Raw genomic sequence first — 19,706 nt, forward strand, 5'->3', positions numbered from 1 at the left:
TATTAATTTTGGAGGTGAAAGAAAAATGATAACATTTACAGCTCCTCTCTGGGTTGGAATTGTAGTAGGATTCATAATAGGAGCTGCGGCAGAAGCATGGGGCATAGGAAATCCGGAAACACTGATTAGACTTGCTAAATGGGAAGATAGACTGTTCGTGGATTGTATTTTACTAGGAGTTGCAATTGCTACTCCAATAATGTACGGGTTATACGCAGCGGGAGTGGGGTTCCACTGGTCTCCTAAAGCATTATATCTAATCGGAGTAGGTCTCGGCGGCCTCTTATTCGGTATCGGGCTTGCAATTTCGGGCTATTTCCCCGGTTCAACATGGATGGCATTAGGTGAGGGAAGAAGAGATGCAATATACGCAATATTTGGCGGACTTGTAGGAGCTGCTGCATGGACAGCTCTCTTTCAGACTCCAGCAGGACAATGGCTCGTTAATACCCTGAACTTCGGTAGCCAAGTTATAGGTGCAAGCCATCCGGCCGGTAAAGAATACTTAGTACCTTGGAGTGGTCTAACGCCTATCGATCTATTCGGAATTTCATTAGTTTATGCTGCTATACTGTTCACCATAGCATATTACATACCTAGATATAAGGGTGGTCAACACAGCTGTCTAAGGTCTACACTCAAAGGCCAAGTAAGCGATATTGAAAAAGCAAAAAGGCTTGATACAGCAATGTACTTAACTTACGGTGGTCTACCATATAATGACAAGTCAATTGCTAAGAAATTGAACGAATATTGGGCTGTAGAGAGTAACGTAACAAGGTTCTATATGATAAGCATAGGTGGTATAGTGGGCCTTACAGTAGTTGCCGAGATGTTCATGCACCAGATCTTCGGAGAGTCTACTACGTACTCTTGGATGGCAGGTCATATATTTCTTCCAGATTTCAAGTACAGTCAAATAGTGTTCAAAGGTATTGGCTGGGAACCCTTCAGTGATATAGGAACATTGCTAGGTTCGTTCTTCGCTGCGATATTCTTGACCCGGAGGTTTACTGCCTTTAGGAAGAATATTCCTCTAAGCTGGCAGAAGAGGTTTGGCGACAACGAGGCAATAAGGGCTCTTGGGTCATTCGGTGGGACTGCACTAATGATGTTTGGTGCCAGAATGGCTAACGGGTGTGCATCTGGTCATATATTAAGCGGACTCTTACAGATGTCCTTAAGCGGTTGGGAATTCTTAATTGCGGTAATGATCGGAATGCTGGTTACTGCAAGAATAGTATATGGTGAGAGGTGAGAGAGATGGCAGTAATTAAAGATGAAAAAAGATTGGAACAATTGGATAAGACTTTCAAAATAATATTCATAATAGGACTAATAGTGATCTTCGCAGTTGCTATTTTCGAAACTACGGGATATCAAGGATTTTCGCCGACAGCTTCTCAGGTAGCTACTGTAGGGTATATAGTAATCTTATTGCTGATAATAGCAGGTGTCATATATAGTCTATTCCCGCCATCAGTGTTAGGTAAGCCCATAGAAGGCTCACAGTAAAAGCATTCGTTTTTCATAAATAAGTTATTTTTTACAGTTTTTGTTTCCCCATCTTCTTTTCGCATTTACCTCATTTATTTAAGCCTTGAATTCATTATCCCATTGTGCTGGGAGAAGAGCTTTTCAAGCTCGGTGAGGCTATTCATGGTTCCAATAAAGAGAAAGTGATCCTTAACATATTAAAGGAAAGACTCTCAGGTAATTATCCTACATATCGTGAATACCCGGTGAAGACTAAGGAATGGATAATAGACGAATTCCGGTTTACAGTTAACGGAAAGGAAGTAAAAGCTAGTTTATTACCGTATACTTACGGGTACCTAAAAGGTGTAGTAGAGAAGGATATAGCCTTTAACGTAATGCCAGAGCACCCGTTTCTCGTACCTTCGATACACGAGGAGAACTTAAAAAAGAAATATTCAGCTACAGTATTCTATGATAATGGGAAATTAAGGAGGATTAGTGTAAAGGGTGAAAAACCTGCTGTTTTCAGTTCAATACCTTTAAAGCCTGGCGATGTGGTAGAAATAGAATCTAAGAGCAGGTTAGTCGACACAATATCTTACAATCTAGAGTTTACTGTACAAGAAGGTGAAAAATATATCGTTATTGGAGCTCACGTAGATCACTGGCTATCTGGATATCATGATAATATTTTTGCTGTAGAACTTCTTTCTACTATAGAATTTCCAAAGCTTAAACACGGCCTCAAAATTGTTTTCTTCTCATCTGAAGAGGGTCCCAGGTGTTGTAACGGCTCTGTTCAACAACCTAAAGATGGCGTATTTACTATGATATCTCTTGATGCTTTATACCCCGATAGAGTGGTCTTTTCAGCTACTCCTGATCTATGGGATTTATCGCGGTTTTTTACGTGAAAAGAGTGGAGATGCCCACACCTTATTCCGATCACTTCCCTTACGTAATGGAAGGTTACCCAGCTATGGTTCTTTATAACGACGATTTAATTCCCTATTATCATTCAGATCAAGACGTACCAATAGATTCGGACAGAGCGTACGCGGAAGAGCTAAGAAAATCATTGATTAGATTTCTGGTCGAATTAGATAAGATGAGAGATGAGGGGTTAAATGAGAAGTTCTTTAAGTACGCTGAAAGTAGAGGAATAAAATTTCTAGAAAGAAAAGGAAGTATAATTCCTTATGGTCTCACTTCAAAGTTGAGGGGCGAGAGATGACTCCTTCTTGCTAACTAGGGTTTTCCTCATCGATTTCCTCTTAGATTTGGAGGTGATCAAGAGAGTCGAAGACCACCATTCAAGTCCGTTGTTGTAATAATGCTATGGTTTTTTCATAACCACAAGCACATTTATATCTTGTCAGCCTTTTTTAACGGTTGCTTTAGGAGGTTAGATAAATGATAAGGCTATTGAAGAGGATAAATCACAAATTACTTGCCGTATTTTCAGTGTTTTATTATCACTTTTCGTACTACTACTCTCGATTAGTAACTTAGCCTTGGTAGATTCCTTCTGTTCGGTTTATCGTTAATTTATCTTATTCATTCATCAAATATAATCTCGTAGGAGAATGAATTAATATCTAGCAATTATAGAGCGACTGGACTCCTCTCTTTCATTTATAGTTAGGTTTTATCGTATATATACTTGTACCTCCACTAGGTATCTAATTGCTTATGAAGTTAAAACATTCTAAATACTCAATTCAAACAACTTACGATTTAACAAATGAACGTGTTTGATAATTTTATTTATTTTAGATTTAGTTAAAAAATTCAAAAAGTTTATCCATTTAATTTTTCCCAAAATTACTTACTACTACTTTTTATAAAATTCTATGTTAAACTGAAAGATTTTCTTTAATATATTTTGTATCTTTTGCAACAACTATATTAAACTTCTTATTAGAATAATTTAAAAAAGAAGAAAATTAAAAGAATAATAAGGTTAAGGATAATTGATACTGTTAGTTGTGTTCCTAAATTCATGAAAGAAAAGAGATAAATTATTAAAGAGAAAGAAAGTTCTCTAAACAGTAAATAAAGACTCATATATGAATTCCTCTCATTAGCGGTAGAGTATCTAGTTATATAAACTGAAGCTAAGGGATAAATAATACCATGAGAAATGCCAAGTATAAATGCTGCTATAATATCTACAATATAAGTCTGCTCAAAAAGTATTGCAAAGCCTAATGCTGTTAAAATGATAGAAAGTGAGGAAAGAATCTCAAGTTTCTTGGTTTTTATAGTACTAAGTAAAGTCCTTGATAGTACAGTGGATGCAAAAAATGGGATAAAAATAGAGTAAGCTATCCCAGTACTTAAGTGCTTATTAACAACAAGGTAAACTGGTAAGAACGTAGAGATAACACTAAATCCGGTAACGTAAGAGATCGTGATTAAAATTGATATAATGATTCCATAATTAACTTTTAATTTCAGGTTAAACATTTCCTTTTTATCTTCCATTCTTTGTATCAAGCTATAAGTAAAAAGAACTAATGACAATACCAGATAGAATATAAAGAGAAGTTTAAAGCCCATGAAAAGCATTATGAGTGTTTGAACCATTGGTTGTACGATAGTAGAGATACTGAGAATTAAAGAGTAAAGATAGAGATGCTCTTCACCATAAAAAGAGGCGATTGTAAGCATATAAGCTATTATAATTCCGAAAGAAAACCCAGCCATAGCATTAGATATATAAAATAGCAAAGAATTTTTTATAATTATTATAAAGATTATAGAGATAATAACAAAAAATGTAGCTAGGCGAAAAATTAACCTTCTGAATAAAAAGAAAGAGACGAATGTACCTATGAGAGAAAATATGTATAGGTAAACTTCGACTAAACTGAAGTCTATAATGTTGTAATATACTTTTGCCAATATTGGCGAAGTAGTATAAAAGAAATTATAAATAAAGCGAGAAAAGAATAGTGACAAATAAAACAATAAAATGATTTTATCTTTCATTAGTCCACCCAGCCGTTAGGTTTTTCTTGCCTTAACATATTCCATACTATTTCGTCTTGGTCTGGTTTAAATGAGAAACAAAGTGGAACATAGTTATCAAAATACAAATTGATTTGATTAGTACAAGGAGTATATTCGTTCATCTTGTGATTTACTGTTTCGTTTTGATATTCTTCCCAAGTAATTTTCTTATCATCGTAATTAGCTATGTGGTGAATTAAAGAAAGAAGTGATGAACACACTCTAAGTATCCCATTAGGGTGTATAAGAACTCTTTCTCCCATTTTAACTGGACAGTATCCATAAAACTTCTTGTTTTTCTCAAATTCTTCTCTTGTTACAAAGTGCTGAGGTAATCTTACCTTATATTTTATATTCATTATTAACTATTTTAGTTCTAATATTTTTGTATATTTCTATCCAATCATATGGATTTATCGCAACGTGTTGATCCCAAGCATCAACTTCTGTTCCCATCCTAAATATTACGTGGAAGTTTATCCTACTTACTCCTAGCTCTTCTGCAAATCTAATCATTCTATCTACTAAAGCCCACTTTTCACTCCCATCTGTTGGTATTAAGTACTTTGTAACTGTAGTAGTGATGTTAACATTATAACCTTTTTTAATTGCTCGTGTTAAATTACTAATTGCTATTTTAAATGTACCTCTTCCTCTAAGTTTATCATGAATTTCTGGTGTAGGTCCATCAATACTAAAGCTAATTTCATCAAGAAGTTTAAATTCCTCTTTATCAAGTAGTTTATCTATTAAAAGTCCATTAGTAACTATCCTAATATATTTATAATTATATACTTTTTTAGCCGCATAAATTAATGTAAGTAGACCTCTCCATTCATTAGTAATATCATATAGAGTGGGTTCTCCTCCTAGTATTGATAATTTTATTGCGCCAAGTTTTCTAAAGGTATAAATTAGTTTCAATGCTATTTCTAAGGGAATCTCTCTTTTACGTAATTTTCCACTTATTATATTAGGTTTGTAAATACAATGTTCACATAATAAGTTACAATTATCAGTCACATATAAAAAACTTGTCTGATTCTATCTTTAAAATAATTTTTTACTTTATCATCAAGATCCATGGTTTCTAATGGAATTTTATCTACTGTTATCATATTATAAATCTATTGAGTAAGTTTTTTAGTCTTTAGTTTGAAAAGAATATTTATGTCATATTAAACTCTGTTAATCTTTATAGTATTAAGACTTTCCTTAGATTAAGTTTTTTATTTTTTAGTTAATATTGTATCCTATGAACAGACATCCTCAGATACTTTCGGTTCATCTCTTTTTGGTGAAGGAAGGCAAAATTCTTCTGCAATTAAGGAAGAATACAGGATATATGGATGGCTGGTGGAGTGTAATAGCTGGCCATGTTGAAGCTAGGGAATCTGCAACAAACGCGATGATAAGAGAAGCTACGGAAGAGGCTGGAATAAAACTTAGTCGTGAGGATTTAGTGCTTGTCCATGTAATGCATAGATTTGAAAACCAAGAGAGAGTAGACTTTTTCTTTAAGGCGATTAAGTGGATAGGTGAACCCACAATTAAAGAACCCAATAAGGCTGAAGCTTTAAGATGGTTTGAGCTTAGCAAACTTCCAGAAAATGTAGTTCCTTATGTAAGACAAGCACTCGAATTAGGACTATTAAAAGGACAAATATATAGCGAATTTGGTTGGGAAAGGAATTAAATAAATTGAAAACTTACTATATTATCTAAATATCTAACAGTGAGCTTGTCTACCTACCTTTATACCCCTCCCTTCCATAAATTCATTTTACAAAATAATTGCAGTGCATAATTCTTTTTAAACCAGAAATCTTGTAATTAGGAAAAAGTTAAGGTAGATGGATTTAATTTAATTAGTGCCGCCGCGGGGATTTGAACCCCGGACAACCGGATGTCCCCTGCGCCGTATGAGTCCGGCGCTCTAACCAGGCTGAGCTACGGCGGCACTATATTTTTTAATGTTGATTCGGTTATAAAGTTTATATTCAGAAGTTTAGGGGCATATGGTAGAAGAGTCTCTCGGCTTAGTTGGGAGACAGAAAAAGTGATAATGTAACTTAATAATAGTTTTGTGGAATGTTATGTAACATTATAATTAAAATAATGATAGCTTAGTACGAAATAGAGTATGAATTATCTTTTAGATTTAGTTAAAATCTTTTAGTATATTCTATATAGATATTTACTTGATTTATTAAAGACTTAAACTACAAACGTTAAAGAGGAAAAATTCAAAAGTACAGATATACACCTATTATATTTGCAGAGGTTTTGTATCAGTATTTGCAGATACCACAATCTTTTCTACCATTCTATAAATTCTCTCTTCATACAAACATGAATTTCAGGGCTGTTATCTTCTCTCACGTCCAATAGGCTACTTTACCTCTTTTAATAAGGCCTTCAGTCGACATTCGTACAACTGAAGTTACAAAGTCTCTATTTCTAGATTCTCCTTAGTTACGACCTCCCTATTATAGTAACTTTCTCTAGCTTAATCAATGTATAAGCCGCTAAAACTAGGTGATTGACTAAAAACAATCCGTATATAGTAGTTCTGTTTTCTTTCATCATCTGTAGTAACGTGTTATCCCCCTTGCTACTTGCAGCATTACCATCAGTTATAGTATTTATTTTAGGATAGGAGATTATTTACAACTTTTTGCATAGCTTCATAAATTCCTTTTCCTTGTCGATAATTAATATTACCTATACCCGTTATTTTGATTTTCTTTTTATTTTTAATTTCTAATCTGTATCTCTTGCTATTAAAAGTTGACTCTCATCCATTTGCCTAACCCAATGTTGCCAATTCACAATACGTTAATTAATTCGAATTTATAATCAGGAAATGTCTCAAAAACTTCTAGGTATTTTTTAAATTGTCCTTTCCCCTTAATTATTCTTTGGAATAAAAAGTGAAAATTTTAAATGTTACGAAACTAGATTTAAAAAGTTGAAAGTTGATATATACATATGAGGACTATAATTTTAGGCGGAGGATTTGCAGGTTTATCTGCTTTAAAAACAAATCCTGACGCTTTACTTATAGATCAGAAAAGTTATTTTACTCTCACCCATAGGCTAGTGGATGTAATAAAGACTGGGGATCCGAAATTAGCTAAGATCCCTTACCATAAAGTGTTAGTTGCTAGAGTGAGGAATGTAGATTTTAGGAAAAAAGTAGTTATCACTGACAAGGGTGAGTTCCAATATGATAAATTGATAATAGCATTAGGATATTCTCAGAAAATTTTTCCTTTCACTGAGAAAGTCGAGGACATACAGGATTCTCTCGAATTAAGGAATAAACTGTTGAGGGCTAAGTCTGTCACAGTATTAGGCGGAGGTAATTTAGGTGTTGAATTAGCAGGGATTATTAAAGAAATGGATCCGTTGAAGGAAGTTTACCTAATAGAAGTGCAAGATAGGCTTTTACCTTTTATGAGTAAGGAGTCTTCAACTTATGCTTATGAATTGTTAACTGGATTGGGAGTAAAGGTATTACTTAAGAATAAAGTAGAAAAGATAGAGAAGAATCTAGTAGTAACTAACGATCATGAGATTAGGACTGACCTCATAATTTCATCGGTTGGATTTAAGGGGTCCCCGATGATCAGTGAGATTGGACTGACCAATATAAATGGTAGGATGATAGTAGATGATTACCTTAAGTCGGCTGATTACGATGACGTATATGGGGCAGGGGATTGTGCGACGACAAAGAAGTTCATACCAATGTCTGCTCAAGTGGCAGTCCAAGCGGGTAGGAGGGCAATGTTGAATGCGCTAGGGGAGGATGAAAAATTTAGGTTTAACCAACTAGCCATAGTTGTCAGAATAGGAGGAATTTATTTTGGTGACTTTCATGGTAAATTTGTGAAAGGTGAGCTAGCTGAATTAGCAGAAAAAGTGGGTATATTTAGAGCTATTAGGCTTGTAATGCCGTAAAAACGTTTTGACGGTATTAACGAGATAAAACTTTAAAATAATTGGGTAAAATAATAATTTGCCGCCGTAGCTCAGACTGGTAGAGCGCCGGCCTTGTAAGGTCTATCTCGAGATAGCCGGTGGTCCGGGGTTCAAGTCCCCGCGGCGGCTTTCTTTTCTCTCAGATATTTTATTAGGGCCTCTCTTATTATTTCGCTCCTTGTGTTTCTGGAATTAACTGCATAGAGGTCAAGCTCTTGGAGTAACTCTTCTTCGACTTTGAATGTGATAACTCTCATGCTCCCTCAGTATTACCTTTTACGTAGATTATAAATAAGGGATTTTTAGCTTAAGTTAGAATAGAGAGACTAGACTGAAACTAATACCTTTGCCTCCGTAAGTATTTCATCAATTATTTTCTCTAAGAACGGAGGATCATTTTCATCTATTATGAAACCTTTAATTATCATGGACTCTGCCTCTTTTCTGCTGAACCCTCTAGTCTCCAGATAAAAGATAAGCTCATCTGGTACTCTCGAAACTGAAGCTGAGTGCTTTGCTAGTTGAACCCTCCCAGTCTTGACCTCTAACATTGGAGCAACTACTGCTTTAGAGTCCTTACCGATGTTATACGCTCTACCTATTATAGATGTTGAGGAATCTAACGCCTCTTCTGACACTACTGCATCTCCTCCTATTACAGACAATGCGGAATCTGTAGATATAGCCTTTAGCACGCCATCGCTTTTACTCCTTTTACCTTTATGAATCACATTCACTCTTACGTTTATATTATCATCATTTAATCCTATGGCCTTTACTGAAAATTTTGATGCCGCATTTTCCATTAATTCAATTGAGTAATTCAAGTGTGATATAAACGACCTTGAGGTGAAAATGTTGGTGTTAAGCTCTCCTTCGACTAATGCCCTGGAATAAACGAATAAGTTAGGGGAAAGACCTATTATAGTAAGGTTTAACTGTGCATCTCTTCCTACTTCAAAGGATATAACAGAGGACGTCATTCCATCTTTCGGACTATCGCTCATGTAAACGAAGTCCATCGTGTCTCCGTCTTCTACTTTAACCTCTAAATTGAGGGGGTAAAATACTCCTTCAGAAGATGTGTGATAAAATAGGATCTTCTTTGACTTAAAATTGGACGAAGATATTGTGACCTTGTTTGATAATGCGAGGGTTAGGCTTACTAGCTTATGTTCCTCGGCTTTTATAAGTGAGTTAGTGGGTTCATCCTTTGTTTCGATCTCAGATGGATAAGTAATTTCAGTATAACCCTCTATCTTTCTTCCTTCTTTTGACGGTAAAAAATCCTTAACTTGTAGGTTCAATTTTTCAAATCTGCTCCAGTCTGTGTAGTGTTTTAGAGTGGGAGAATCGCTAATCCTCTGGTAAGGGAGGGATAAATATAATGACAAAAGTCTTTCTCTTTCACTTTTATTACTAAACTTTGAAATATATTGTTGAGCTGAGGAAAAATCTATTATGGCCATTATGCGACTGCACCTAACTTGTCGAGTTCTAATTTAATAACTTTGTTTAACATTGTAGCGTATTCGAATGGTAACTCTTTCATTATCTCGTCTATAAATCCTAGTACTAGCATTGACACAGCTTCTTTCTCGTCTATTCCTCTGTTCTCTAAATAGAATAACTGGTCTTCATTCATTCTGAATGTGTGAGCCTCGTGAGCTACGTCTGCATCTTCCTCAAACACTTGATTATGGGGGAATGTATAGGCTTTAGTTTTTTCATCTAACATTAACGAATCACACTTTACAAATGCTTTAGATCCCACTGCACCTTTGTTAACTCTTATTAGTCCTCTGTATATATTAACTCCTCCATTGAATCCGATGTTTTTACTTACGACTTTACTCTTAGTATCAGGTGCAGCATGTATCATTTTTGAGCCACTATCTTTCCACTCTCCTTCGCCACTTGCCAATGTTACTACTAAGCTGGTTGAGGTAGCATTTCTACCTCTTAGGATAGTGGAGGGATATACAAAGCTATATTTTGATCCTAAAGAGCCTTCTACCCATTCTACTGTTGCGTTTTCATCAGCCCACGCTCTTTTATTATTGAAGTTAATTATGTTCTTGCTCCAGTTTTGTACTGTAGTGAATTTAATGTATGCGTTCTTCTTAGCGTAAAGTTCGACCATTCCGTCGTGGAAGGAGAACTTCTTGAACTGTGGGGCACTACACCCTTCTATAAAGTGAATATAAGACCCCTCATCAGCAATTAGGAGTGTGTGTTCAAACTGTCCTTCCATTTCTGTACCTATTATGAAAAACCCTTCAACGGGCATCGTTATTTTTACTCCCTTAGGGACATATACGAATACTCCTCCGCTCCATAATGCTCCATGTAGAGCTGCGAATTTGTGGTCTGATACTGGGAATATTTTTGTGAAGTATTCTTTGACTATATCTGGATACTTCTGGACTGCTTCTTCAGGGGGCATCATAATTACCCCTTTCTTTTGAAGTTCCGCTTTTACGTTACTATATATCGGCTCTGATTCAAAAGTCGCTACTAAACCTCCTAGGTATTGTTGTTCTGATTGTGGTATTCCTAACTGTTCGTAATATTTTCTTATTTCTGGCGGTATTTGATCCCAGTTAGAAGTTCTCTCTATGTCTGGTTTAATGTAAATTTCCATTTTGGAAACGTCTAGCTCTGATAGGAAGTCTGGAAGCCAATTAGGCGTGGGGAGTTTTTCAAACAACTCAAGGCTTCTTAGCCTTAACCTTAACATCCATTCAGGTTCCTTCTTTATCTTAGAAATTTCGGTTATTACGTCTTTGCTAAGTCCAGATTCCACCACTCTCTTATGGAATTCTTGTTGTGTGAGTGAGTGATTTTTAGCTTCTATTGTAGCGTTTATTATTTCGTTTAGATCAACGGATATTTTCTCTTCTGGCAATTGGGATTACCTCACATTAACTGTGTTAAAGATCTAATTTAAACTTGCTTATGAATAATTTGTAAAAAGAGTCTGTCACTTGATTATTCCTTCGTAACCTTTTTCATCTATTAGTTTAGCTAACTCCATACCTCCGCTAGCAACGATCTTTCCTTTATATAGTACGTGAACTTTATCCGCGTTGATATGTTCTAAGATCCTTCTATAATGAGTGATTATCAAATACCCCGTATTGTTTTCCTCTCTGAGCTTTAATATAGCGTTTGAAATCGCTTTTAATCCGTCCACGTCCACTCCTGAATCTGGCTCGTCTAGGATTGCTATTTTAGGTTTCATGAGGAGCATTTGAAGGATTTCTGTTCTTTTCTTCTCTCCTCCACTAAATCCTTCAAAAATTCCTCTGTTTAAAAGTGAGTCTGAAACGCCTACAGTTTTGCTTAGCTCTTTAACTTGTGATATAACTTGTAAAGGTTGTGTTGAGGAGCCGTAAATTCTATTGTATTCTGCTACAAGAAGCGTAGAAAGTTTAACTCCACTAATCTCTATAGGATTTTGGAAAGCTAAGAAAAGACCTTTTCTCACTTTCTCATAAGTCTCTAGGTTTGTTATATCTTCTCCGTCGAGAAGGATTTGACCTTCTGTGATTTTATATTTAGGATGTCCCATTATAGCTAATGATAAAGAGGTTTTACCGCTTCCGTTAGGACCCATAAGTACGTGAATTTCTCTTGAGTTGATTTCAAGGTTTACTCCCTTAAGTATCTCTCTTCCTTCAACTTGCACGTGAAGGTTTTTTATTTTTAGTGTAGTCATTATTTTTCTCCATATCTATTTCTGATCACGCATTAAAATTTCTCTCGATCCACGGCAATTCTTCCAAAAATATTGAGCAAGAGGAGTTTGTTAACGCCTCCTCTAAACTTTGAACTAACTCCTCTAGATAATTTTTGATCAACGGATCTTGCATGTTAAGTTGTTCTAGCCCTTGTTTCAACTGGGAGATTATATTATAGCCGTTAGAGATCCTTTTAACGCTCGGAAATAGTATTGTCATTATGATCTCATCAAATAAGTCATTTATTTTCTGGAACATTTCCGTCAAGATCTTTACTTGTTCTTGAGTAAGGATCGGTTTAGTGTTCTTTATGGTGTTGCTTAATTTAGTCATAATGCTATATACACGGAGAATAACAATCGAGTTAATAGCTATTATGAAGTTTCTTAATGTATCTCTTTCAGACGTGTATCTGCCTCCAATACTCCTTCTTAATAACATTAATTGTACTCTCCTCAAGTCCTCTAAACTAGGCTGCACTTCTGCTAAGGGTTGTCCTTTTAAGTATCCTAGAATTTCATCAACTTTTCTTGTTGCAATGTTCAGAATACGTCTGAGAAGGGACTCGGAGCCTATTTTTTCAGTATCGAGCAAGCAGTCCAGCTTTATACTGTTTTCACTAGTTTCTGCTACTTCAATTCCTACCAAGTGCTTTGAGTAATTTATTACGTCTTCAAATTCTTTAGGATCTATGTTCTTTTTTGAAGTAAATACGATCTCGTCGTATCCTAAGATGTATAAACACGGTATTGCTGTAGTCATGGGTTGTTTATAGCTATCTATATCTATCTTTACATTCCTCCTATTGTAGTTTATCTTTACTTTTTCCGCTACTAGCCTTAGCGTCCCATCCTCAGAGATCTCCATAATAATTTTATCTCCAGGTTTTATTCCCCACTTGTTAATCCACTTCTTGGGTAATGTGATGAAAAGGGAGGATGAACCTAATCTTTGGACTTTTCTAGTCTCCACGTCTTTTGGTGTTTTATTAGTTTCCTCTGCCAAAATAATTCCCTATTATTAAACTTAAACGGCGTTTATATAAACATTTCTAACTTATTCTAAGCTTTTTAAAAAAGAATCACTGCTTCTTTTTAACCGTAATTACGATCAACCACTTGTGTCTTGTTACTTCAACAGAATTAGGATCTGCATCTGGTGGAATTGTGAATTTAAGATAATATGTATTACCGCTTTTTGTCTTGCAATAAACTCTTATAGTGTTTTCACTTGATGTGATTTTAAGGCTTGATGTATCGGCTTTCGGCATGTCTATTACATATTTGTAACAATCTTGTAGCTCCTCAACGGAGTATAAGGGAGATCTTGACTTAATGAAGTTCTCGACTTCTGCAAACTCTCTCTTAATTTCTTGCTCTATCTGCTTAAATTCCTCCTCTTGTTTAGATATTAAGTATCTGATTAATTCATCCAGATCTTTAAAAACTGGCATTTTTCATCACGCGTAGGTCATAGGTTTGCCAGATGCGTATCTTGGAAGTTCGGCTTTTGTTTGAGCCATTAAGCCTTTGATCTTCTCTCTTATCTCTTCTGCCTCTTGCATTAGTTCGTCTACAGATATGTTAAAACCGATGTATTTGGAAAGAATTGAAAGTGCTAGTGCAGATGCTTCGGGATCAGGTAGGTCTAAGAACGATTCCACTACTATGGTGAAGTTATTAACGTTCTCTTTTTTTGCCTCAATTAATAATGGAGCATAGGGACCTGCGATATAACCGTCACCGAATTTCTTCATTAAGTTAATTTTTTCCATTTCTTGAGCGATCTCTTCACTATTACCTATCCAATACGCGTTTATAGTATTAGCATTTAACCTGTCTTCTATCGGAAGACCAGTTATTGAGATGATTCTTGATATGCCGTATTTCTTAGCTATTTTTACTATCTCTCGTGAGATCGGATACAAAGCTTCTGAGGGAATTGCTATCCATGAATGGAAGACAAGTAGGTTATTTCCATGGTAAAGTTTTATGGGTGATTTAGCGATCCCGCCTTTTACGTGGGAAATAGGAGGTAGTAAACCGGGGGCATATAATGTGGCGAATTCCTTCAGACCGAGTTTTTCTATTAGATATTCTGTGGCTATGACTCCAACGAGTCCAGCGTCAGGAATTCCTACAACCATATAAGACGGCTTTGGAAAAACTGGCACATATTCTTCTAATATCTCTATTGACATTTTAGAGTCCCTCCCTCTTTTTAATTGTATTTATGTACTGCTCGTAGTTTAACAGTTTTTCGATCTCTTTTGGGTCTGAAATTTCTAGTTTGAAAATCCACCCTGCACCATAAGGTTCTTTATTTATCAATTCAGGCGAGGTTATCAGTTCTTCGTTTGCTTCCGTTATCTTACCAGAAAGTGGGGAATATATGTCGGCAGCAGCTTTCACTGACTCTACAGTGGCAACTTGTTCTCCTGCTTTGACTTCCCTACCTGGTTGAGGTAAGTCAACTCCTACAATGTCTCTTAGCTTCTTCTGAGCATAATCTGTTATCCCCACCTTCGCCACGTTATTTTCTATAGTTACCCACTCGTCTGTCTCAGTATAGTATCTGTCTTTTAAGACCTTATATTTTCCTCCTACAACGATTTCGTTGCTCATCTTTTATCACTTGATTAATGGGAAGTCTGATATTTTTACATCTATTAATTTTCCCCTTACGTCAATGTTTAAGTTAAATCCTAAGTAAAGGTGACTCGGTTTAACATAGCCCATCCCTATAACCCTGTTTAAGTAAGGACTGTAGGTACTACTTGTAACATATCCAACTTGAGTACCTAAGACTTTAAACGGATTGTCCTTTCTGGGTAAGACTCTCTCGTTCTTTTTTCCTTTAAATCCGATTCTTATCTTATCTACTCCGGTCTTTAGTTGTTCCAAGAGCCTGTCCCTTCCTATAAACTCCTTCTCTAGGGAGAAAACCCAATATCTTGCTTCTATAGGTGTAATAGTTGAATCGATGTCCTCCCCATAAAGTACAAAACCCATTTCTTGCCTCAGACTGTCCCTAGTAATTAGACCTGCTGGCTTCACACCCAAATTAACAAGCCTGGTGATCAACCTTGAGAGTGTTTCGGGAGGTCCCCACAATTCTACGCCGTCCTCTCCAGTCCACCCTGACCTACTTAATAAAAATACATCCTCGCCCATGAATTTTGTGTTTAACCTAAATTCTAAAGGTTGAAGATCTACTTTTTCAATAAAGTTCCACACATTTCTTCCCTGAATTGCAATCATAGCTAAATCGAATGTTAAGTCTTGAACATCGAGTGAGGAATTTTTCTTTATCCAACTGATTATTTTCTCTCTATTTATAGCATTAGTAACAACGAGGAACTCATCCTCTTTGACCTTATATAACATTACGTCGTCTTCAAAACCGCCCCTCTCATTGAGGAATGCGGTAGGTCCTATCATTTTTCCTTCTTTTTCCTTCTTTATATCCTTGGCGACCAGTTTGTCCAACTCGTCATTTTTTCCTTTAATTCTGAGTCTTCCCATGTGTGAAAGATCGAAAAATGCACATGATGTTCTAACAGCCATGTGTTCGTCTTGATAACTTATATATTTCATCGGCATTTGCCAGCCTGCGAATTCTCCTATATCTGCATTTAGCTTTATTTCAATATCCAAAAGAGGTGAACTAAACATTATTAACCGTGATCAAGTATAACTTGTTTAGATATTTATATGGACATGCATCCGTGGCTACCTAACCTAGCCCACATTAAGGAAATGCTTCAAGCAATAGGAGTACACGATATTTATGATCTCTTTTCCGATGTACCTAACGAGATCTTATTGAGGAGAGAGCTTAACTTACCTTATAAAGAACCATTATCGGAGTACGAAATTACGTTAAGGCTTAATGAGTTAAAAAATAAAAGCATGAAATTACTCATGTCCCCATTTATAGGTGGGGGTGTTTGTCCTCATTACGTTCCTGAGGCTGTAAAATTTATAATTAGCCGTTCAGAATTCTACACTTCTTATACTCCATATCAACCAGAGATATCTCAGGGTTTACTTCAGGCACTTTTTGAGTATCAGAGTCTGATCGCGGAGCTATTAGAGATGGAAGTAGTTAATGCATCTCTATATGATTGGGGTTCTGCTTTAGCTGAGGCTGTGATGATGGCAAACAGAATCAACAAGAGGTCTACAGTGTTAGTCCCAGAGAATATGAACCCTTATCATAAGGAGGTATTAAAAACGTGGGTATACGGTAAGGGGATGAAAATTGTTGAGATCCCTTATAACGCAAACTCTGGTCAATTAGATTATGAAAAGGCAAAAGAGATGCTATCGTCTTCTAAAGACATATCTTCGGTATACATACAGCAGCCAAACTATTATGGAGTCTTTGAAGAGAATGTCGAAGAGATAATCGAATACGCTAAAAGGAACAATGTGATAACTATTATGGGAGTTAATCCCCTATCTCTCAGTCTTATAAAGCCTCCAGGTGAATACGGGGTTGATATTGCTGTTAGCGATGGACAAGAACTAGGTTTGCCTTTAAATTACGGAGGTCCTTTGGTCGGAATTATGGCAGTTAGGTGGGACGGGCAACTTGTCAGACAAATGCCTGGGAGAATTGTAGGTCTTACTAAGGACACTAATGGGAACAGAGCTTTTACATTAATTTTACAGACTAGAGAACAGTTTGCTAGGAGGGAGAAAGCGACTTCGAATATTACTACTAATGAGGCTTTAATGGCAATTGCAAATGCAGTATATTTATCTTTATTAGGAAAGAGAGGACTAAGGGAGTTAGCCGAGGAGATTTATAAGAGAAGTCACTATGCAAAAGAACAATTGGAGAAAATAGACGGTGTTTTATCGCCCTTTAAAGGAGACTTCTTTGAAGAGTTCTTACTCAAATTCCCCATTGATTACTCCTTAATTCATTCTCATTTGCTCAAGAAGAAAATTCACGGTGGAATTAAAATAAATAGAAATGAGGCATTATTCTGTGTTACTGAAGTCCACACGAAACAAATGATCGACACTTTAGTAAATGAAGTGAGGGAGGTTATTGAAAATGTGGAGGCAAGCTAAGTGGGATGAACCACTAATAATGGAATATAAGGGGAATGGTGGTAGGATAGGAACTCTGATTCCACATGAGAAGGAAATAGAAATTAAGCTAAGGATACCTGAAAGACTTAAGAGAAGTAAAGAGCCTGAAATACCAGAGCTATCAGAACTAGAAGTAGTTAGGCACTTCATAAGGCTCTCTCAAATGAGCTTTGGAGTAGATACTGGATTTATGCCTTTAGGTTCATGTACTATGAAATATAATCCCAAAGTGGAAGAAAAAACTTCAGAACTTGTTTCTGAATATCACCCGTTACAAGATTTTGACACTGTTCAGGGAATTCTGGAAATGATTTACGAGATGCAAAATATGTTAGCTGAGATTACTGGTATGGATCAATGTAGTCTTCAAGTTCCAGCAGGTGCTGCTGGAGAATTAGCCGGTGTCTTAATGATAAAGAAATACCATGAAGATAAGAATAGAAAAAATCGCGATGAAATGTTAGTAGCAGATTCTGCTCACGGTACTAATCCGGCAAGTGCGGCCATGGCAGGGTATAAGGTAATCTACATAAGAACAAATAAGGATGGGCTTGTAGATATAGACGTATTAAGGGAAGTTACCAGTGAGAAGACAGTCGGGTTCATGCTCACTAATCCTAACACATTAGGACTTTTTGAGAGTGATATTCTAGAGATCTCTAAAATTCTCCATAGGGTTGATGCTAAACTCTATTATGATGGTGCAAACCTAAATGGGATATTAGGTGTAGTCAGACCGGGAGACATGGGCTTCGACGTTGTTCATCTCAACCTCCATAAGACCTTCGGAGTCCCTCATGGTGGAGGAGGTCCTGGTGCTGGAGCTATATGTGCTAAAGGTGAAATGGTAGACTATTTGCCTTATCCCTTAGTTCAGAAAAAGGATGGAAAGTTTACACTAGATTACATTCCGTCTAAAAGCATTGGTAAGATAGCCACCTTTTATGGAAATATTGCTAATGTTGTAAGAGCATATTCTTACATTCTAGGTTTAGGTTCTAAAGGCATTTCTATGATAGGAAAGTTGAGTACTTTGGCTACTAATTATCTAATAAGTAAACTCAAGGGAGTAAGAGGGCTCTCATTACCTTATTCAGATAGACCCAGAAAACATGAGGTTGTATTTTCGGCAAAACAATTGCTTAACGAGACCGGGATTTCAGCTAATGATATTGCTAAAACATTGCTCGATAGGGGCTTTTACGCTCCTACAATTTATTTTCCGCCTAACGTAGAAGAAGCTTTAATGATAGAACCTACTGAAACCGAACCGAAAGAAGTTCTTGATAAGTATGCAGATGCAATTAGGCAGATAGTTGAAGAGGCTTACAAGAATCCGCAATTACTACTAAACTCTCCATCAAATACCTCTGTCGGTAGGATTGATCAAGTTACTGCAAATCACCCCTCCTCAGTGACTCCTACATATAGGGTGTACAGACTTAGAAGTGAGGGGAAAATATCTATCTTAAAGTAATGAGAATAATATAGAAATATATCCGAGATAAGGAATTGAAAATATTATTCCGTGAATCTCTAACACTTTTCCTATAACTAATTGGTGGGGAACACCGTATGGCGGTTCTAAACCTATTCTATTATCAGGCATGGGATTGGTTATTGGATCTATACCTTGTGTTATATAACTATTATATTGAGGATTAATTTGAATAACTCTATGAATTACATAAGTTCCTAGAGTTGATTTATATATAATTATATCTCCTACACTAATGTTTTTTGGAGAAGTATAGAAAGTTAGAAAACCATTTTGAAATTCCGGATACATTGAAACTCCTTCTACGCTAGCCGTCTGTACTACTCCTGAAAATACTCCTATGTAGATTATTAAGATTAGTATTAGAAGTAAGATGTCACTCTTCTTCATCTTCATCGAGATCACTCAAATCAAGTTCAATTACTTCAGCTCTGTTGTCCTCCTTCTCTTGCTCTTCTCCTATCTTCTTAACTCCTTTCTTACCCTCTACCTCTACGGAGCTTCCTCCAGCCTTTATTTTTGAAACTACCGCTTTCCATTTATGCCCGCACTTAGGACATTCATAAGAGCCCATAATTGTTATGGTTATTCTTCCATATGCATCTGGTAAAGGAGATACTAGTTGCCAGGTCTTTGTTGGTTTATCAACTTTTGCTCCACAATTAGGGCATACGTCTGGCTCGCTCTGTTTTTTCCTAGGCATGAGTAATATGTAATATAAATAAACTATAAATTAATTGGCATAATATTGACGCTGTCAGAAGTAAAGGGGATAAGAATTTGTATTTTTTATTCAAAACTATTATATATCCTATAATATTAAAAAATATTAAGATTGGTAAAGTTATTATGGTTTGAAGATAAAAATACGCTACTAAA

Annotated in this window: 22 protein-coding genes and 2 tRNA genes; 9 read left to right on the forward strand and 15 right to left on the reverse strand. The window is 36.1% G+C overall.

Going from position 1 to position 19,706, the window contains the following annotated elements; translation table 11 throughout:
* Positions 1-25: 25 nt before the first annotated feature.
* From D1868_RS04655 to D1868_RS11050, 4 genes are all read left to right on the forward strand, one after another.
* A complete protein-coding gene (locus tag D1868_RS04655) occupies positions 26-1,258 on the forward strand; it encodes a YeeE/YedE thiosulfate transporter family protein (protein WP_156006026.1) in 1,233 nt (410 codons plus the stop codon).
* A 5-nt stretch (positions 1,259-1,263) separates the two neighbouring features.
* On the forward strand, positions 1,264-1,515 hold the full coding sequence (locus D1868_RS04660; protein WP_231112467.1) for a hypothetical protein: 252 nt from the start codon (positions 1,264-1,266) through the stop codon (positions 1,513-1,515).
* Between the two features lie 104 nt (positions 1,516-1,619).
* Entirely contained in the window at positions 1,620-2,393 is a 774-nt protein-coding gene (locus tag D1868_RS04665; RefSeq protein WP_231112468.1) for a hypothetical protein, read from the forward strand.
* Positions 2,390-2,713: a hypothetical protein gene (locus D1868_RS11050; RefSeq protein ID WP_231112469.1), complete on the forward strand. Its 324-nt coding sequence runs from the start codon at positions 2,390-2,392 to the stop codon at positions 2,711-2,713. The genes D1868_RS04665 and D1868_RS11050 overlap by 4 nt, the downstream gene beginning before the upstream one ends.
* Before the next feature lie 686 nt (positions 2,714-3,399).
* Here the strand turns inward: D1868_RS11050 and D1868_RS04670 are convergent.
* The 3 genes from D1868_RS04670 to D1868_RS04680 form a co-directional block, all read right to left on the reverse strand.
* Positions 3,400-4,188 carry an MFS transporter gene (locus D1868_RS04670; protein ID WP_338055769.1) on the reverse strand — a complete coding sequence of 263 codons (789 nt, stop codon included), beginning with the start codon at positions 4,186-4,188 and terminating at the stop codon, positions 3,400-3,402.
* A gap of 284 nt (positions 4,189-4,472) precedes the next feature.
* Positions 4,473-4,853 (reverse strand): hypothetical protein, encoded by a 381-nt coding sequence (locus D1868_RS04675; RefSeq protein WP_156006030.1) that lies wholly within the window; start codon positions 4,851-4,853, stop codon positions 4,473-4,475.
* A complete protein-coding gene (locus D1868_RS04680; protein ID WP_156006032.1) occupies positions 4,837-5,517 on the reverse strand; it encodes a radical SAM protein in 681 nt (226 codons plus the stop codon). The genes D1868_RS04675 and D1868_RS04680 overlap by 17 nt, the downstream gene beginning before the upstream one ends.
* 232 nt (positions 5,518-5,749) lie before the next feature.
* Here D1868_RS04680 and D1868_RS04685 point away from each other — a divergent pair, with 232 nt between their 5' ends.
* On the forward strand, positions 5,750-6,190 hold the full coding sequence (locus D1868_RS04685; RefSeq protein ID WP_156006034.1) for an NUDIX hydrolase: 441 nt from the start codon (positions 5,750-5,752) through the stop codon (positions 6,188-6,190).
* A 176-nt stretch (positions 6,191-6,366) separates the two neighbouring features.
* Here the strand turns inward: D1868_RS04685 and D1868_RS04690 are convergent.
* Positions 6,367-6,454: transfer RNA gene (locus D1868_RS04690), tRNA-Met, on the reverse strand.
* A 1,031-nt stretch (positions 6,455-7,485) separates the two neighbouring features.
* Between D1868_RS04690 and D1868_RS04695 the strand changes: the two genes are divergently transcribed.
* Both D1868_RS04695 and D1868_RS04700 read left to right on the forward strand, forming a co-directional pair.
* A complete protein-coding gene (locus D1868_RS04695; protein WP_156006036.1) occupies positions 7,486-8,460 on the forward strand; it encodes an NAD(P)/FAD-dependent oxidoreductase in 975 nt (324 codons plus the stop codon).
* Positions 8,461-8,520: 60 nt separating this feature from the next.
* Positions 8,521-8,610, forward strand: a tRNA-Thr gene (locus D1868_RS04700).
* Here D1868_RS04700 and D1868_RS04705 read toward each other — a convergent pair.
* From D1868_RS04705 to gcvT, 9 genes are all read right to left on the reverse strand, one after another.
* A complete protein-coding gene (locus tag D1868_RS04705) occupies positions 8,592-8,738 on the reverse strand; it encodes an aCcr1 family cell cycle regulator (RefSeq protein ID WP_156007956.1) in 147 nt (48 codons plus the stop codon). The genes D1868_RS04700 and D1868_RS04705 overlap by 19 nt on opposite strands.
* 69 nt (positions 8,739-8,807) lie before the next feature.
* On the reverse strand, positions 8,808-9,950 hold the full coding sequence (locus tag D1868_RS04710) for a SufD family Fe-S cluster assembly protein (protein ID WP_156006038.1): 1,143 nt from the start codon (positions 9,948-9,950) through the stop codon (positions 8,808-8,810).
* Positions 9,950-11,389, reverse strand: a complete 1,440-nt coding sequence (gene sufB / locus D1868_RS04715; protein ID WP_156006040.1) for a Fe-S cluster assembly protein SufB — start codon at positions 11,387-11,389, stop codon at positions 9,950-9,952. Before sufB ends, D1868_RS04710 begins: the two co-directional genes overlap by 1 nt.
* 75 nt (positions 11,390-11,464) lie before the next feature.
* Positions 11,465-12,202 (reverse strand): Fe-S cluster assembly ATPase SufC, encoded by a 738-nt coding sequence (gene sufC / locus D1868_RS04720; RefSeq protein WP_156006042.1) that lies wholly within the window; start codon positions 12,200-12,202, stop codon positions 11,465-11,467.
* 25 nt (positions 12,203-12,227) lie between these two features.
* A complete protein-coding gene (locus tag D1868_RS04725; RefSeq protein WP_156006044.1) occupies positions 12,228-13,229 on the reverse strand; it encodes an AbrB/MazE/SpoVT family DNA-binding domain-containing protein in 1,002 nt (333 codons plus the stop codon).
* 76 nt (positions 13,230-13,305) lie between these two features.
* Complete coding sequence (locus D1868_RS04730) at positions 13,306-13,677, reverse strand: hypothetical protein (RefSeq protein WP_156006046.1); 372 nt, start codon at positions 13,675-13,677, stop codon at positions 13,306-13,308.
* Positions 13,678-13,683: 6 nt separating this feature from the next.
* Entirely contained in the window at positions 13,684-14,424 is a 741-nt protein-coding gene (locus D1868_RS04735) for a proteasome assembly chaperone family protein (RefSeq protein WP_156006048.1), read from the reverse strand.
* Position 14,425: 1 nt separating this feature from the next.
* Positions 14,426-14,848, reverse strand: a complete 423-nt coding sequence (gene gcvH, locus D1868_RS04740) for a glycine cleavage system protein GcvH (RefSeq protein WP_156006050.1) — start codon at positions 14,846-14,848, stop codon at positions 14,426-14,428.
* Between the two features lie 6 nt (positions 14,849-14,854).
* Positions 14,855-15,898 carry a glycine cleavage system aminomethyltransferase GcvT gene (gcvT, locus tag D1868_RS04745; protein ID WP_156006052.1) on the reverse strand — a complete coding sequence of 348 codons (1,044 nt, stop codon included), beginning with the start codon at positions 15,896-15,898 and terminating at the stop codon, positions 14,855-14,857.
* Between the two features lie 39 nt (positions 15,899-15,937).
* Here gcvT and gcvPA point away from each other — a divergent pair, with 39 nt between their 5' ends.
* Positions 15,938-17,308 carry an aminomethyl-transferring glycine dehydrogenase subunit GcvPA gene (gene gcvPA, locus D1868_RS04750; RefSeq protein WP_156006054.1) on the forward strand — a complete coding sequence of 457 codons (1,371 nt, stop codon included), beginning with the start codon at positions 15,938-15,940 and terminating at the stop codon, positions 17,306-17,308.
* On the forward strand, positions 17,292-18,806 hold the full coding sequence (gene gcvPB / locus D1868_RS04755; RefSeq protein ID WP_156006056.1) for an aminomethyl-transferring glycine dehydrogenase subunit GcvPB: 1,515 nt from the start codon (positions 17,292-17,294) through the stop codon (positions 18,804-18,806). The genes gcvPA and gcvPB overlap by 17 nt, the downstream gene beginning before the upstream one ends.
* Here the strand turns inward: gcvPB and D1868_RS04760 are convergent.
* Positions 18,798-19,223 (reverse strand): signal peptidase I, encoded by a 426-nt coding sequence (locus tag D1868_RS04760; protein WP_156006058.1) that lies wholly within the window; start codon positions 19,221-19,223, stop codon positions 18,798-18,800. The two genes, gcvPB and D1868_RS04760, sit on opposite strands and share 9 nt — an antisense overlap.
* Positions 19,204-19,530, reverse strand: a complete 327-nt coding sequence (locus tag D1868_RS04765; protein WP_156006060.1) for a zinc ribbon domain-containing protein — start codon at positions 19,528-19,530, stop codon at positions 19,204-19,206. The genes D1868_RS04760 and D1868_RS04765 overlap by 20 nt, the downstream gene beginning before the upstream one ends.
* Positions 19,531-19,706 lie beyond the last annotated feature (176 nt).

Source organism: Stygiolobus azoricus, assembly GCF_009729035.1.
GTDB lineage: Archaea > Thermoproteota > Thermoprotei_A > Sulfolobales > Sulfolobaceae > Stygiolobus > Stygiolobus azoricus.

Bases quoted from the DNA above. Each gene is read 5' to 3' on its own strand.
- D1868_RS04655 (WP_156006026.1), top strand. From the start codon at position 26: ATGATAACATTTACAGCTCCTCTCTGGGTTGGAATTGTAGTAGGATTC.
- D1868_RS04660 (WP_231112467.1), top strand. From the start codon at position 1,264: ATGGCAGTAATTAAAGATGAAAAAAGATTGGAACAATTGGATAAGACT.
- D1868_RS04670 (WP_338055769.1), bottom strand. From the start codon at position 4,188: ATGGCTGGGTTTTCTTTCGGAATTATAATAGCTTATATGCTTACAATC.
- D1868_RS04675 (WP_156006030.1), bottom strand. From the start codon at position 4,853: ATGAATATAAAATATAAGGTAAGATTACCTCAGCACTTTGTAACAAGA.
- D1868_RS04685 (WP_156006034.1), top strand. From the start codon at position 5,750: ATGAACAGACATCCTCAGATACTTTCGGTTCATCTCTTTTTGGTGAAG.
- D1868_RS04695 (WP_156006036.1), top strand. From the start codon at position 7,486: ATGAGGACTATAATTTTAGGCGGAGGATTTGCAGGTTTATCTGCTTTA.
- D1868_RS04705 (WP_156007956.1), bottom strand. From the start codon at position 8,738: ATGAGAGTTATCACATTCAAAGTCGAAGAAGAGTTACTCCAAGAGCTT.
- D1868_RS04710 (WP_156006038.1), bottom strand. From the start codon at position 9,950: ATGGCCATAATAGATTTTTCCTCAGCTCAACAATATATTTCAAAGTTT.
- sufC (WP_156006042.1), bottom strand. From the start codon at position 12,202: ATGACTACACTAAAAATAAAAAACCTTCACGTGCAAGTTGAAGGAAGA.
- D1868_RS04730 (WP_156006046.1), bottom strand. From the start codon at position 13,677: ATGCCAGTTTTTAAAGATCTGGATGAATTAATCAGATACTTAATATCT.
- D1868_RS04735 (WP_156006048.1), bottom strand. From the start codon at position 14,424: ATGTCAATAGAGATATTAGAAGAATATGTGCCAGTTTTTCCAAAGCCG.
- gcvH (WP_156006050.1), bottom strand. From the start codon at position 14,848: ATGAGCAACGAAATCGTTGTAGGAGGAAAATATAAGGTCTTAAAAGAC.
- gcvT (WP_156006052.1), bottom strand. From the start codon at position 15,898: ATGTTTAGTTCACCTCTTTTGGATATTGAAATAAAGCTAAATGCAGAT.
- gcvPA (WP_156006054.1), top strand. From the start codon at position 15,938: ATGGACATGCATCCGTGGCTACCTAACCTAGCCCACATTAAGGAAATG.
- gcvPB (WP_156006056.1), top strand. From the start codon at position 17,292: ATGTGGAGGCAAGCTAAGTGGGATGAACCACTAATAATGGAATATAAG.
- D1868_RS04760 (WP_156006058.1), bottom strand. From the start codon at position 19,223: ATGAAGATGAAGAAGAGTGACATCTTACTTCTAATACTAATCTTAATA.
- D1868_RS04765 (WP_156006060.1), bottom strand. From the start codon at position 19,530: ATGCCTAGGAAAAAACAGAGCGAGCCAGACGTATGCCCTAATTGTGGA.